This window comes from Pseudomonas sp. NFACC25, from assembly GCF_900100935.1.
Classification (GTDB): Bacteria; Pseudomonadota; Gammaproteobacteria; order Pseudomonadales; family Pseudomonadaceae; genus Aquipseudomonas; species Aquipseudomonas marginalis.
Genome location: NZ_FMUC01000005.1, coordinates 237,668 through 251,838 on the forward strand (window position 1 = coordinate 237,668; position 14,171 = coordinate 251,838).

The 14,171-nt window shown below is 49.2% G+C and carries 10 protein-coding genes; 5 read left to right on the forward strand and 5 right to left on the reverse strand.

Annotation, left to right across the window (positions count from 1 at the left end; genetic code table 11):
* Positions 1–370 precede the first annotated feature (370 nt).
* Positions 371–1,240, reverse strand: coding sequence for an isocitrate lyase/PEP mutase family protein (locus BLQ09_RS14645; RefSeq protein WP_092357560.1), 870 nt, complete (start codon positions 1,238–1,240; stop codon positions 371–373).
* A 175-nt stretch (positions 1,241–1,415) separates the two neighbouring features.
* Positions 1,416–2,345, reverse strand: a complete 930-nt coding sequence (locus BLQ09_RS14650) for a LysR family transcriptional regulator (RefSeq protein ID WP_092357562.1) — start codon at positions 2,343–2,345, stop codon at positions 1,416–1,418.
* A 229-nt stretch (positions 2,346–2,574) separates the two neighbouring features.
* Here BLQ09_RS14650 and BLQ09_RS14655 point away from each other — a divergent pair, with 229 nt between their 5' ends.
* Together BLQ09_RS14655 and BLQ09_RS14660 are read left to right on the forward strand one after the other, a co-directional pair.
* The gene (locus BLQ09_RS14655) at positions 2,575–3,861 is read left to right on the forward strand and encodes a dicarboxylate/amino acid:cation symporter (protein ID WP_092357708.1); all 1,287 of its coding nucleotides are present in this window, start codon (positions 2,575–2,577) and stop codon (positions 3,859–3,861) included.
* Between the two features lie 10 nt (positions 3,862–3,871).
* Positions 3,872–5,344 carry a cysteate racemase gene (locus BLQ09_RS14660; protein ID WP_092357564.1) on the forward strand — a complete coding sequence of 491 codons (1,473 nt, stop codon included), beginning with the start codon at positions 3,872–3,874 and terminating at the stop codon, positions 5,342–5,344.
* A gap of 265 nt (positions 5,345–5,609) precedes the next feature.
* Here the strand turns inward: BLQ09_RS14660 and BLQ09_RS14665 are convergent, their stop codons facing one another.
* The 3 genes from BLQ09_RS14665 to BLQ09_RS31610 form a co-directional block, all read right to left on the reverse strand.
* On the reverse strand, positions 5,610–6,965 hold the full coding sequence (locus tag BLQ09_RS14665) for a hypothetical protein (protein WP_139202115.1): 1,356 nt from the start codon (positions 6,963–6,965) through the stop codon (positions 5,610–5,612).
* A 302-nt stretch (positions 6,966–7,267) separates the two neighbouring features.
* Positions 7,268–8,683, reverse strand: a complete 1,416-nt coding sequence (locus BLQ09_RS31605) for a hypothetical protein (RefSeq protein WP_256568788.1) — start codon at positions 8,681–8,683, stop codon at positions 7,268–7,270.
* A 174-nt stretch (positions 8,684–8,857) separates the two neighbouring features.
* The gene (locus BLQ09_RS31610) at positions 8,858–9,484 is read right to left on the reverse strand and encodes a hypothetical protein (RefSeq protein ID WP_256568789.1); all 627 of its coding nucleotides are present in this window, start codon (positions 9,482–9,484) and stop codon (positions 8,858–8,860) included.
* Between the two features lie 424 nt (positions 9,485–9,908).
* On the opposite strand from BLQ09_RS31610, the gene BLQ09_RS14675 reads away from it, so the two are divergent.
* Genes BLQ09_RS14675 through BLQ09_RS14685 form a run of 3 tightly spaced genes read left to right on the forward strand, consistent with a single transcriptional unit; the run spans position 9,909 to position 13,931 of the window.
* Positions 9,909–11,474: an ATP-dependent nuclease gene (locus BLQ09_RS14675; RefSeq protein WP_092357567.1), complete on the forward strand. Its 1,566-nt coding sequence runs from the start codon at positions 9,909–9,911 to the stop codon at positions 11,472–11,474.
* On the forward strand, positions 11,459–12,490 hold the full coding sequence (locus BLQ09_RS14680; RefSeq protein WP_092357569.1) for an AAA family ATPase: 1,032 nt from the start codon (positions 11,459–11,461) through the stop codon (positions 12,488–12,490). The genes BLQ09_RS14675 and BLQ09_RS14680 overlap by 16 nt, the downstream gene beginning before the upstream one ends.
* Positions 12,429–13,931, forward strand: coding sequence for a Shedu immune nuclease family protein (locus tag BLQ09_RS14685; protein WP_175472315.1), 1,503 nt, complete (start codon positions 12,429–12,431; stop codon positions 13,929–13,931). Before BLQ09_RS14680 ends, BLQ09_RS14685 begins: the two co-directional genes overlap by 62 nt.
* Positions 13,932–14,171 lie beyond the last annotated feature (240 nt).

Consider the following 14,171-nt stretch of genomic DNA (forward strand, 5'->3'; position numbering starts at 1 on the left):
GACCTCGCAACCCCCCAGCCTGCCACGCCATCCATTGATTAGACAGTTCTGCGTCTCATCGAATCACCAAACAGTTTCCCGACTGCGCTCTGCGTTTTCCCGTTTCGCGAAGCGAGATGAACGAAGCTAATGCGTTGGCATCTACTCGGATACTCATCATCGAGCAGGCAGAAACACTCAGGGCTTCGAGCGCTTATTTGAAAAGAAAAAAGCTCCCGGATCGCTCCGGAAGCAGACTGCTGAATACGCAACTGAGGGTGACCAAACCGCATGAGTGCGAGTGCTCTTCTCGGCACGCAAATCATGCCTGCGGATTCAAGCAGGAGGAAACTTGTCGGCAGAGCAACAGGAGCTGATCAGGAGATTTTCATCACTCCTGAACTTCCATGAAGTCCCTGGCCCAATTCAAATATGTTTCCGGCAACGTGTAGGTATAGGCCAGCTCGGTTGCGCTTAAGTTTGATGTGCTGCGAGTGAGCTGGCGTTGTTCACGAAGGTAGTCGTAGGTAGCCTTGATGGACGCGAAATATGCGCTATGACCTCCAACGATGATCCGCACTCCTAGCTTCGCTAGCCTTTCGTTATCGTTGAGTTTTGGGTTTCCGTAGGTGACCAACATTAATGGAATAGAGATGTACTCTGCGACCTGCTCAAGATGGGCAACATCTTGTATGCCAACGATACAAATTCCGTCCGCGCCAGCTTGTTGATAAGCACGCATACGGTGAGCGAGCTCCTGCACCGATAAAGCTGATGCGTTAGTTCGAGCAATAATCGAAAGCTCCGGATCGACGCGTGCTTCTAGTGCTGCCCGAATTTTCCCTACCCCCTCATTAGTGCTAATGAAGTCTGTTGATCTACAGCCGAATTGAGCCGGAAGAAGAGTGTCCTCAATCGTGAGCGCGGCCACCCCTGCACGCTCCAACTCCTGAACAGTTCGCATGACGTTGAGTGCATTCCCATAACCGTGATCAGCATCAGCGATGACAGGCAGCTGCGCCACACGGCCTATCCTGGCCGCCTGCTCGACAAATTCAGTCAAGGTAATCAGTGCGAAGTCTGGCGCGGCTAAAACCTGCAGTGATGCAACTGAGCCACCCAGAATGCCCACTTCAAATCCGAGGTCGGCGGCAATGCGTGCTGACATCGGATCAAAGACAGAAGCCGTCTGAAAACAGTTACCGGACGCCAGCAGCACGCGAAACGAACGGCGTAATGCTTGATGGGAAACTCTGGGCATGATCGCTCCTCACAATGGCCTTCATCGTGGGAACGATCAGTGCCAACTCAAAAGTGCGGCGAGACTATCACGCAGAAAATTGAGGGTGATGACGTTTCAGAATGGTTCGATGCGCAGATGTCATTACCCTTGCTTGAGGGTACGATTTCACGTGATTCGAACCTTGGAGCTTCGATCAACTGGCTGCTTTGCCATGAAGATCGCGGGAGGCGCCTTCGAGTGTTTTCCATAAGCTGCGCATCGTAGGATTCTCATTAGTTATGGAGCAGTAGGAACGTATCTCCAGTCGTGTACTCCATTCATCACCACCCGCTTTCACCAACTGACCTCGCTGAAGCTCGTCAATTACGGCGCTCTGTGGCAACCATGCAACGCCGTATCCCTCTATCGCCATGCGCATCAAAAGCATCGCCATGTCCGCTTCATAGCAGCGTTCCAACACGCTCACAGATGGCCCATTTTTGATGACGATGTCTGCAACGCGTCCTAAGAAAGTGGTGGCCGTGTAGGCGAGGTGTGGCACAGCTTTGGTTGACGTGCCAGGTAAGCGATACAGCGGTTGCCCTTTCTTGTCAGGTGCACACAATGGAATGAAGGCGTCATGTCCCAACGTCAGGCTGCCGAACTTTGCTGGATCTAGAAGTATGGGCGCCAAAGGGTGGTGATAGACGATCATCAGATCGCACCCCCCTTCCTCCAAGGCGATGACCGCGTCATGAATGTTCGCGGCGACGACTCGCGCATTAAACTGTTCATTATGCAGCTGAAACTGAGTTAGCCACTTCGGTAAAAATGTCATCGACAAGCTGTGGCCGGCGGACACCTGAATGGAGCGCCCTGGCATCCGCTCTACCTCCCGCAGACTCGAACGCAACCTCATTAGCCCCGCCAATGCTTCGCGGCTTTCCTCACAAAATGTGCGACCAGCCGGAGTCAGTTGGACAGGATAGGTACCACGATCCACCAACTCTGCGCCCACCCACTCTTCAAGCGACTTTATGCGCCTCGACAACGCCGACTGGGTCACACAGCGAACCTCGGCAGCCCGAGAGAAATTCTTCCACTCCGCGACCGCTAAAAGATCATCCAGCCATTTGATTTGCATAACCACACCTCATGTCCCGAGTGAGCAGTTTACGGCCCCGGAGTCAGCGCAAAGCAGCGATTTCGAAAACTATTCCAAAAACGCATGAGCCTATCGGGATTACTCATCATGCCCCTGCAAACCCGACCATAGAATCGAAATCGTAGAAGCGAGGCCGAAGAGCTTCGACCGAATGACACTTGTCTCCTGCCAAGTAAAAAAAGCAAAAAAACCACTTGAGGATAGCTCCGTGAAGAAAAATAAACTTCCGCGTCGGATTGCAATTGGCATCGCCTTAGGCGTGCTTGTCGGTTGGGCGTGCCATCACTTCGCAGGGAGCGAACAAAACGCCAAAGAGATAGCGTCTTACTTCTCGATGGTCACTGACATCTTTTTACGCATGATCAAGATGATCATCGCTCCTCTGGTGTTCGCCACCTTGGTCGGCGGAATTGCCAGCATGGGAAACTCTCGCTCCGTTGGCCGCATTGGCCTAAGAGCCATGGTCTGGTTCGTCACCGCTTCGGTGATCTCGCTGGCAATCGGCATGGGCCTGGTGAACCTGTTTCAGCCTGGCGCAGGACTGAACATGGAGGTCGTCCAGCACTCGGCGAGTCCCGTTGTAAACACCGGGGATTTCAGCCTCAAGGTTTTCATCAGCCACGTGTTTCCACGCAGCATCGCTGAAGCAATGGCCAACAACGAAATCCTGCAAATCGTGGTCTTCTCGTTGTTCTTCGGTTTTGCCTTGGCGGGTGTGAAGCGAGCAGGTTACACAACGATAGTCGATGGCATCGAAGAGCTGGCCAAGGTGATGTTCAAGGTTACGGACTTCGTCATGGCCTTCGCGCCCATCGGTGTATTTGCAGCCATCGCATCAGCTATCACCACTCAAGGCCTCGGATTGATTGTTGATTACGGCAAGCTAATTGCCGAGTTCTACCTGGGCATTGTGATTCTGTGGTGTGTGTTGTTCGGTGCTGGCTACCTGTTCTTGGGCCGCTCGGTATTTACATTGGGTAAGCTGATTCGCGAACCTGTTCTGTTAGCGTTTTCTACTGCCAGTAGCGAGTCTGCATATCCCAAAACCATGGAGGCACTAGAGAAATTTGGTGCGCCAAAACGCGTTTCCAGCTTCGTTCTACCGCTGGGCTACTCATTCAACCTTGATGGTTCAATGATGTATCAGGCGTTCGCCATCATGTTCATTGCCCAAGCCTACAACGTCGACCTGAGCTTTACACAGCAACTGCTAATCCTGCTGACGCTGATGATTACCAGCAAGGGGATGGCAGGTGTAGCGCGAGCATCGGTGGTTGTGGTGGCGGCGACGTTGCCCATGTTCAACCTTCCCGAAGCAGGCATTTTGCTGATCCTCGGCATTGACCAATTCCTCGACATGGCCAGAACTGCCACCAACGTGGTTGGCAATAGCATTGCAACTGCAGTGGTTGCCAAATCAGAGCCACATGAAGAGGCTGAAGACGAGCCCGAAAACGCATCTGCAATCCCTACCCAAACTGTAGCCAGCGCTTGAGAGCATAGAGATGAAAGGTAAATCGAAGCCGTCCAGCAAGTCATCGTTTGCTCGCAAATTAGGTATCGTCGGCGGACTTGGATCACTGGCCGGCGGCGATCTTTTCTACAAGTTGGTGAAGTCCAGAGCGGTTTTGGAAGATCAAGGCCGCTACCACTTCCTGTTTGAGCAACACCCCTTCAAGGACGTCCTGATGCCCCTTGATCAGGGCGCCAACATGAGCTCCAGAAAGTTCTACGTGTTCCAGGTTTGCCAGACATTCGAGGCCAGCGAAGTAAACGCAGTATTACTGCCTTGTTTCGCCAGCCACACGTTTCGTGAGGAGATCCAGGAAGAGATAGGAATACCTGTCTTGGACATGATGACGGCATTGCGCAAGCACATCGATCATGTCGCGGAGCCTGGTACCACGTTGGGCATCGTCGCTTCGGACTATGTCAGGCACTCCGGGTTGTTCGAGCGCTATTTTGGCACCGACTTCAAGCTGGTCTATCCCCGTGACACCGAGCAGACTGGGTTAATGGACGCCATGTATGGGGTCAACGGCATCAAAGATGGACACCTTGATGGGGTGCCAGTGGAGTGCGTGTATCAGGCATGCCTCTCACTTCAGGATCAGGGTGCCACGATAATTCTGCCCGGCATGACTGAGCTCTCATTGGTCTGCGGCGATCTTCAAAGACGTGGCCTGACTGTCCTAGATATCAACGAGATTTATGCGACTTTTGCCACCTTGGAAAAAGGCCAGTCAACCCGCCCGCCATTTAAGCTTGGGATAGTAGGCGGAGTTGGGCCGGCGGCAACGGTCGACTTCATGGGTAAGGTCGTGGCACACACACCCGCAGGCCGCGACCAGGAGCACATCAAAATGGTGGTAGAACAAAACCCCCAGATCCCTGATCGCACGGCCAACCTGCTGAATGACGAAACTGATCCAACGATGGCGATGTACGCAACATGCAAGCGGCTGGAAAGCGCAGGCGCCAATGCCATAGCCATTCCTTGTAATACCGCTCATGCATTTGTTGAGCGCATCCAGACACATCTGCGTGTGCCTATCGTGAATATGTTGACTGAGACAGTAGAGGCAATCGTGCACAGGTATGGCGCAGGCAAAACCGTTGGCCTGCTTGCTACTTCCGGCACGATAAAAAGTCAGGTGTATCACGAAGCAGCGCGACGGGCTGGACTTCAAATCATCATCCCCGGCACGAACTACCAAACGCTGGTGATGGAGTCGATCTACGGAGATCACGGAATCAAGGCGGGTTTTACGGAGGGCATCTGTAGAGATCAGTTACTCACCGCCGCAGAGCATTTATGTGAACTGGGTGCAAATGTACTCATCCTGGGGTGCACAGAGCTTCCGTTGGTGCTCGAGCATAGCGAATCCTACATGATCAAAAATCATGAGGTTGCATTGGTCGACCCGACAACCATTTTAGCATTGAAGTGTATCGAGCTAGCACAAGCAAATCGGTAGCTGGTCGGCAGTGCTCCATTATCCCAATTTCCCGCGCACGTTAGCTGAAGTGTCTAAGGCGATCCGTGCGCGGGCGTGCTCAGCTGCCAGAACCAGTGGCCTCACATCACGAATGTCGACTATGACCTCATAAATTTTCTCAGCTTGTCCATTCGTCACCATGTTGAGCCCAGCAAGATGTTTCGCATTTGCTTGTAAATGCTTTTCAAACTATTGGAAAACAATAAATTTCGAGATTTTGGCCATTCAGCCTTTTAATTTCCGATCAATCTGTATGATCGAAGGGCGAGCTATAGATTATAGGATCGTTTGGTAATCTGTAAAATTTAGTTGCACTATCTCCACGACAAAGTTTATCTATATCCACAGAAATAGACGCATAATTCAACAGATACTCTTCCACATCGATATCAATCCTATTCGGAGGACAGGCGACACTTCCATCCTCTAAAAAAAAATCCATCAGTTTGAGCTTATCGAATCCAACACTAGCCATATTACCAAAACTTAACGCAGCTCTATTAAATTTGGATTCAGCATACAACTTGAATTCCTCCTCAAGCAAGCAAAGTGAATACATATTTTTATACTGAACATCAAACTCATAGTCGGTAAGTTCTTTCGACAGAGTCGTCATACCAATAGAGCTCCAGCAGTGCTCAATGGCGAGTTGAGGATTTTGCTTGAGCAATTGATCATGATGTGACCTAGCATGAGAGCTAATAGCATTTCGCCATCCATGCATTATGAGTATTGTTTTAAATGCAACAACTGCTCTCGATGCCCCCCTACGCATGTCATCCGATATAACTTCACCTGCATACTTACTTTCAATTGAACGCTGCACATAATTCGCCATTTCTGACATTTCAAAGCTATTTAGATCCAGTGTAAACTTTACAAGCGCATTCATTAACAGCATCAACTGCTTGGTATCAAGTAGAGGAAAATGGAGCTTTGCGAGTGAAATCAGCACTGTATATACGGATTGACCCGGATCATCTAAAACGCCCTCAAAATCATCCTCCGCCTCTTGTAGGGCAATCGCTCGAGCGACAGGGTCTACTAAGCGCTCTGCATCGTAGATTCGTGACAAGATCTCACATGCGTACGCATTCGCCTCTAGCACTGCCATCATGCTAAGCGGGACAGACTGGATTATTTCTTCTTCGACATTGTAATATATGAATATTATTGGCCCAAATCGTTCATCAATTACAACTTCGTGATTCATCAGCGTAGTCTTTAAAAGCCCTACACCGCTTGTTCGAACGAGTTGTTCATGAGCATGGAGCTCGGAAACATTTATCAACGAAACATCTTTTCGCGTGTGGATTTCACCATCGTCAGCGATAGCTTTAGCTAATAAATTTTTACGAGCAATGTATTCCATGCCCCACAAGGTAGTCGTGAGATCTAGAAAGTGCACATACTCGTGAACCACCAATGACTTCATAGTGCGTAGCACTTTGGATTCTGGCTGCTCTATCTCTTCAAAGACACCCGAAATCGCTCGCTCAATTAGCTTCCGCGCACTTGCATTGTACTTTTTGATCTCAATCATATTGGCAGTGAAATCAAATACGCCATTCTTGTCCGAAACCTTCATAAATCCTGTCACTTCAGACCACCTATATGTAAGATCTCTTTATTATCTTTCAACAACACTAAGAACAGACTGCATCACCCTTGAAATTCAGATCATGGCATGAGCCAATCATCCACATTCCAAATGTATGGCACAATAAGCGCAACAGCCGCTAAACGTCAATAAAACAGCCGCCTAACATCATGTCAACCTCACTTCGGGTATTATTGCTTCGTCCTACTCTCAATTCAACTTTGGAATTTTATGGAGATCCCGATTTAAACTAAATCCCTTCCTTCCTCAAAAACCAAGAGGCAGAGTTTGGCGATCCCAATTTACAGTGTGGCCTCGTACCCCTGGCTTCGCTTGGCATGAAACTCTTTCACCTCATTCCACGTCATCTTGATCGCGATGTTCATTGCTGAGGACTCATCTAGTACATAAACCTCAATTTCAGGATCACTGATAGGAGAAAGGAGCCTAAAAGGCTCAACTAGGCGACAACTGCCTACCATCCCATCCTGGCTAAAAACGATAGCTGGGCAATGATCCCCGCTTTCAAACAACGCCCTGATGCCGCCCTTCAGCCATTCCCAGTCAACCAGCACGGGGAAAGGCGCACGAGTCTTGTGTAGGACTACAGGGATAATGGAGTCTGCGCCTTTTACGACACTAATTGGAAAGCTAGCCAGTAGCACATCGGTCGGGATAGCCTCAATCACTTCATTAATTTCTTGTGCATTGCCAAGGTTGATCCCATCGTCAAAATAAGGATCAAGGAAAGCCATAAAATCTACGAACCCGGAGGATTGGAACATTTGCCCTTGGCTACCCTCCGCACGAGAAAGCAGCGCCTTGACAATATTGCGGGTGATTGATGCTGCTGCCTCATAGTCGCTCGGGTCAGCCTGATCAGCGTGTTGCGCCGCCAGCAAGTTAAATAGCCAGGCTTGTCGGTAACCTAGATCGAAGCATGCTTGGTGAAACGGATGCCGATTACTAATGAGATCCGTGCTAATCCATTGGGCTAGCTCCACCGTGGCCTGCACGCGCTTAGCTGGATCTCTAGAAAGCACGGGCATTGGTGTAATTATTTCTTCCGTGATGTCGTACATTTGCTTCATCTCTATCGCGAACCGCAGCGCCTCCAACTGAGCCCACTCCACCAAGGGCTCAAATTTCGCCGCTAGCTCCTTATCAGGAGCAGTGTTGAAGGCTGCACCTAGGAGATCCCCAAGCACGCGTCCGACCAAAAACGCGTCGCTGCACTTGATTACCCCTCTTGGAAACGGATTTCCCTGTGATAGGTTCGTCACTAGCGTCATCGCAACTGCGGGATCCGTCCAATCCAACTGGTTGAATCCTACAAAGGGCATGTAATTGTTCCGAACAGCAGGATTGCACACAAATTCGCGGGCGTGCTGTCCGAGGCTACCCCAGAAATCAAACCTCGTAGGTACGGCTCTATGGCGATACTGGCGTGTCTTCAGGTGCCAATGGAAATCCCCGCCAAACTCGGGATCAAAGTGTTCCTTGAGTATCGGAAATGCAGCTTTAGCGATGTCATAGACAGTCGTGGGCGTTTGCCCCGAGAGGTCACCTCTGCGCTCATGAAGAAAAGCTGCTGCTTCAGATTCTCTCTGCGGCAGACCATTGTCTCGGCACCAGGCGTGCATTGTGTAAGGATCAATGGCCGCAAGGGTGATGCACCAGCGACCACGGCCAAAGCCATTTACGTCACGCCAAAGCATCATAAAACCATGCGACCCAGCCCTATCCCCAGCCCGTGAAATCACATCCATGGCGGTAAGAACAACCCTCGGGGGCGATGCTACGTCATCGTCATCTTCCCTGACGGAATCGACATCGTCTTGGTCGGCTCCAAAACCATCGTCGATACCTTTGTAAGCGAGATAAAGATCGATTTAAGGAAGTGCCTCTACCGGGAGATTTGTACTACCGGTTAGGTGCCAGGCCTCAGGAAGATGAGCTACCAAGCCGAAGCCAGCGTCATCATTGGTCAGCTTGAGTGCCAAGCATTGTTTTCCAGACCAGGCGTTCATGCTGCCAACCGCATGAACAAGAAGTGTCGACCAGTCAGCCGCTACGACTACAAAGCACACGTCGAAACCGCCTAGGAACGGAAGCATGTTTCGAAGCTCCTGTTCGTACCCTGCAAGCTCAGTGACAGTTTGACGCTCGGTTTCGCTCGCTCGCTTGACCTCAAATACCACCAGCGTTTTGGTTTCAGGATTGAAACAAAGAATGTCCGGGCGTAGCACCTCTCCAGTGGTCAATGAAATGCTGGTGTTGATCGATATGATTTCCAGCAAACTCAAGCGACTCAGCACAAAGTCTGCTGCCTCCGCTGAGGCTCGTCGAGAGATGTAATCGATGCCAAAGCACGGAAGGAAATGCTCCTGAATAACAGTGTCCGTCAAGGATGTGATCACTTCTTGCCCTGTGATCGACTCGAGCAATTCCTCATTCTCGATGATCTGTTTTAGCCAGGAAACTACCTCGGACTCTGGGGGGAGCTTTGCCTTTGACATAATTCTTCCTTGGGTTGATAGCGGCCAACGCCCCTTAGACGCGAGAGGGAGCTGGGTCAGGTTAGCTGACCCTGCCTAGGGAAACCAATCGACAGCCAAGGTGCCTCTAGGCTTGCGCAGCCGCCTAGCGAAGCATCGCAATGGGGCAGCAGCCCCTGCGTTAATCAAACGCCGGACGTATAGAAGCAAAGCGCTAAACCAGTTCGCTCAATGGCTTCCCTCACCTCCACCCTAGCGCCTCTATAACTTTGTAACGTCTTTTGGTTTTCAGCACTCGATCCCAGTCGAGAAATTAGGTATCAATAGGCTATCAGCTTCAGATTCCGCCTCGTCGAGCGATGCCACCTCGAGCAGATCACAGAAGCCCGCATCAACCTGGGCGATCAAGTGTCCAGACTATGGAAGCTCCGAACAAGGATTAGAGATGCCGGCGATCACCAAACTGATGCTTCAAAATTTCAAGCAGTTTTCTTCTCTCCTGATGGACTTTGACCCTGGGACGAATGTGCTCATCGGTGATAACGAAACAGGCAAAAGTACCGTATTGCTCGCAATCGATTTAGTGAATGGCGCTAGTCGAAGCCGGGTAGAGACACTAGGACTTGAAGCACTCATCAACCGCCAGGCAGTCCTAGCTTTCCTCAATAGCGAGAGGAAAGTCTCGGACTTGCCAGTGGTGATAGTCGACGTTTTCCTGCAAGAGGGTGATCAACCTTATTGGAATGGTCGACAGAACCAGGCAGGTGACGATTACGATGGCATACGGATGAAAATAGCAGTATTAGATGACTACCATCTCGCGATCAAACAGATGTTAGAGGACGATCCTCAAAACTTTCCTTTTGAATATTACTCCGTCAGTTTCCATACCTTTTCCGGAGAGCCGTTCAACAGCTATCGGCGCCCGTTCAAGCACCTTCACTTGGACAGTTCTCGCATCGATAGTGAATATGCCGCCAAAGAGTACACAAGAGCGGTCTTCGGTCTCAATACAGAAATTGCCGAAAGACACAGACTTGAGAACCTTTACAGGAGAGGCAAGGAAGGCTTCCGGGACAAACAGCTAGCTGAACTCAATAGAAAATTCCCTCCTTATGCGTTTGGGATCCGCAGCAGCATACGGGCGAGTTTGGAAACGGATTTAGTCATTACCCAAGACGGGATATCGATTGAAAATCGAGGCAAGGGCGCACAATGTTTTATCAAAACTGAGTTCGCTTTAGGTCGACGCGATGTGCAAGGAGGCCTTGATGTGTTGCTGCTTGAGGAGCCTGAGAATCACCTCAGCCATTCCAACATGAAAAGGTTGGTCGAACAGCTATCTCACACCGGATCAACACAGCTTTTCATCGCCACTCACAGCAGCCACATCTGCTCCAGGCTCGATCTCCGTAACGCACTACTGCTCGGAACTCTTCAAAATACAGGCCGACTAAAAGCGCTTTCTCCTAAGACCGCAGGGTTCTTTATGAAAGCGCCAGATAACAACGTGCTGGAGTTTGCCCTTTCAAAGAAGGTCATCTTGGTCGAAGGTGACGCTGAGTTCATCCTTATGGAGGAACTATACAAACGCATCTCTGGTGGCTGCACACCCCAAGCCGACCAAGTCCACATCATTTCGATTGGCGGCACTAGCTTCAAGCGCTATCTGGAACTCGCGAGACTTTTAAACATCAAGGTCGCAGCGATCAGGGACAACGACAGAAACTATGAACAGAACTGCGTAGAAAATTACGAAGGGCACACATCCGACAACGCCAAAATGTTCTCTGACAAGGATGGCCAGCGCTATACCTTCGAGGTCGGTCTGTACCTAGACAACAAAGAAATCTGCGACGAGCTCTTCGGCAAGGATCGAAAGACGCTAAGCGTTCAGGACTACATGTTGAAGAACAAGGCAGAGGCGGCCTTTGCGCTGCTCGAAGATAATCATCAAAACCTAACTGCTCCCGACTACATCAAGGAGGCAGTATCATGGATAAGAGAGTAATTTTTGCGGTCGCTGGATCTGGGAAAACTAGCGAGATTATCAACAGACTGAACGCAGGCAAACGCGCCATCCTCATAACCTACACTGAAAACAACTACAAGCATCTCCGAAACAAGGTGATGGAAAAATTTGGGTACATTCCAAGCCACATCAGTGTTATGACCTATTTTTCATTTCTGCATGGTTTCTGTTACCGCCCAATGCTCCAGCAGAAAATGAAAACCAAAGGCCTCTATCTCAAGCTGCCTGCAGAGTCGGTAACACGGGCCAGAGACAAAATGTCTCACTACCGCCACTCCAGTGGACGGCTCTACTACAACAGGCTTGCGAAATTTCTCGATCAAACCAGGTCATACGAGGACGTCATAAAACGCTTGGAGCGGTTCTACGATCAAATCTTTGTCGATGAAGTTCAGGACTTTGCTGCAAACGACTTTAATTTTTTGATGGCCCTATCTCCTGCCAAGATAGAAATGCTTTTAGTTGGTGACTTTTACCAACACACCTTTGACACCAGTCGAGATGGAAACATCAACTGCAGTCTTCATAAAGACATAGGAAAATATGAAAAACGGTTTACGACAGCGGGATACGAGGTCGACAAGGAAACACTCAAGGAAAGCTGGAGATGCGGAACAACAGTTTGCGATTTCATCAGGGAAAACCTTAAGATCGAGATTTACCCGGCCAATCAAAAGCATACTGGAATAATAAATATTCAAGATCAGACTTCTGCTGACCTTATTCGCAGCGACAACAGCACTGTAAAACTATTCTACGATACGCACCACCGCTACGAATGTCATTCAAATAACTGGGGAGCATGCAAGGGTCTAGATCACTACGAGGACGTTTGCATTATCCTGAGCGAAACTCAGTGGCGGCAATACCAAAACGGGCAGCTATATAAAATGAAGCCCAGAACTAAAAATAAGCTCTATGTGGCGTGTACTCGTGCGCGCGGAAAAATCTATTTCTCACCAGAACATTTTTTCGCAGAGCGCAAAAAAAACTGAGAACTTCAACAATGGATCTTTTATGCCTTCAATGACGCCCTCCGAATACGCAATGCAGCTTCGAAATGACGGTGGCCCGTTCGTTAAGTTTGAGCTACTGGACGCTAACGAAAACATTATTACTGGGCGATCCGAGAAAGACCTGGAGCACGCCGCATCTTCTAAAATCTATTATCGCGACGTGCCGAACTATAACGGGAGAGATCTCACCTGGTTGCTTATTATCGAAGCACACAGAGACATAGTTATAACTTACCCAATACAAGCCAGGATAGGAAAACAAAACTATGGAGAGCCGAAGTATAACGCCATAACCAAAATTGTTTTCGATGATAACGTCTCCGGAAACTTACCTTTCGAAGAAAATGGACTTGAAGAGCTACTTAAAAAACTTCCTAAGGGTTTCATCAAAGACTGGAGATTTGGATTAGGCATCCTCTACGACTATAGATACATACCCTACGCTATTGAAGATATTGACGAAATCACCACCATCATGGTCATAAGTGGTAATGAGCCTTGCGCACAGGCGCCTGACGGGGATGTGTTTATCCTCAGTGAGAAACGGTTTGAAACTCTCAGGGCAAAAATAGATCAGCTTGATGGTAAATACAGTCGCGAGCGCAGGAGCGATATGCAACTGCTTTGCTATTCATCGTTGCTCCATGAATCCATGCCCAATAAATATCCTGCAAAAGCAAGAAAGCTCCCCCCTGACCTCTTGGCCGAACTGGTGGCGTTGGGAAGCACTAACCCTACCCTAACCCAGCGTGACCGAAAAACAGTGGTTGATCTGGTGGAAAAAAATCTTCCCCCACTTGCCAAGGATGAACGGAGAGCCCTCTATAAACTAAAAGCCGATATTGAACTCGTTACCTTGAGTGAGCTAATCACGGTTTTTGAAAAACTACTTGATGCGAATAGCAATGAGGAACGCTGGCAGCAATTCCTGGCCGAAAATATTTTTATACTGGACTTAGCTTTCGGCTACCCAGTCAAAATTATTGGAGAAAAACCGTATGTTGGTGGCAAAGGATTTAATGGACAAGGCGGCCAGTTTAGCGATTTCGTAATGGCATCAGAATCTACCTCCAGTCTAGCAATAATCGAAATCAAGGCTCCTTCGAAAGAACTTTTATCTTCGACTGAATACCGAGCGTCCGTATATGCACCATCAAGGGAGCTAAGCGGCTCTGTGAGTCAGGCACTAAGCCAAAAAATGTCTCTTCAACAAAATTTCTTTTCATTGGCTAACAGACTTACAGAACGTGTCAATGCAGTATCTGTCCCCATAGTCATAATCATAGGGCGAAATCCGGTTGAAGATTCAAAGAAAATCTCCTTTGAATGTTACCGAAACAGCCTGCGTGACGTATTAATTATTACGTTCGATGAGCTTTTGTTGAGACTAAAAACAATCTACAGAGCACTGCAGCCATAGTGGTAGCTGACAACTGCGAGCAGGGGTACGGTAGGACACCTTAAATGGTCGTCTTTCTCCTCTCCCAGCCCGAACTCACTTAAGCCGCCTAAGTAGATTTTTGGGCACGGCATTACGGAAGTCACGACTTGGGCGGGAAGCATCCAGGGATTTCATACACGAGCCCAGGCACCTCCATGTCACCTTAAACGCATCCTTAGTCTTGTCTACAAATAGCTCGAGAACGAAGTCTCGCATGAC

What these genes read in the sequence shown, in the direction of transcription:
- BLQ09_RS14660 (WP_092357564.1), top strand. Translation starts at nt 3,872, where the DNA reads ATGAAAGGTAAATCGAAGCCGTCCAGCAAGTCATCGTTTGCTCGCAAA.
- BLQ09_RS14680 (WP_092357569.1), top strand. Translation starts at nt 11,459, where the DNA reads ATGGATAAGAGAGTAATTTTTGCGGTCGCTGGATCTGGGAAAACTAGC.
- BLQ09_RS14650 (WP_092357562.1), bottom strand. Translation starts at nt 2,345, where the DNA reads ATGCAAATCAAATGGCTGGATGATCTTTTAGCGGTCGCGGAGTGGAAG.
- BLQ09_RS31610 (WP_256568789.1), bottom strand. Translation starts at nt 9,484, where the DNA reads ATGTCAAAGGCAAAGCTCCCCCCAGAGTCCGAGGTAGTTTCCTGGCTA.
- BLQ09_RS31605 (WP_256568788.1), bottom strand. Translation starts at nt 8,683, where the DNA reads ATGCTTTGGCGTGACGTAAATGGCTTTGGCCGTGGTCGCTGGTGCATC.
- BLQ09_RS14675 (WP_092357567.1), top strand. Translation starts at nt 9,909, where the DNA reads ATGCCGGCGATCACCAAACTGATGCTTCAAAATTTCAAGCAGTTTTCT.
- BLQ09_RS14645 (WP_092357560.1), bottom strand. Translation starts at nt 1,240, where the DNA reads ATGCCCAGAGTTTCCCATCAAGCATTACGCCGTTCGTTTCGCGTGCTG.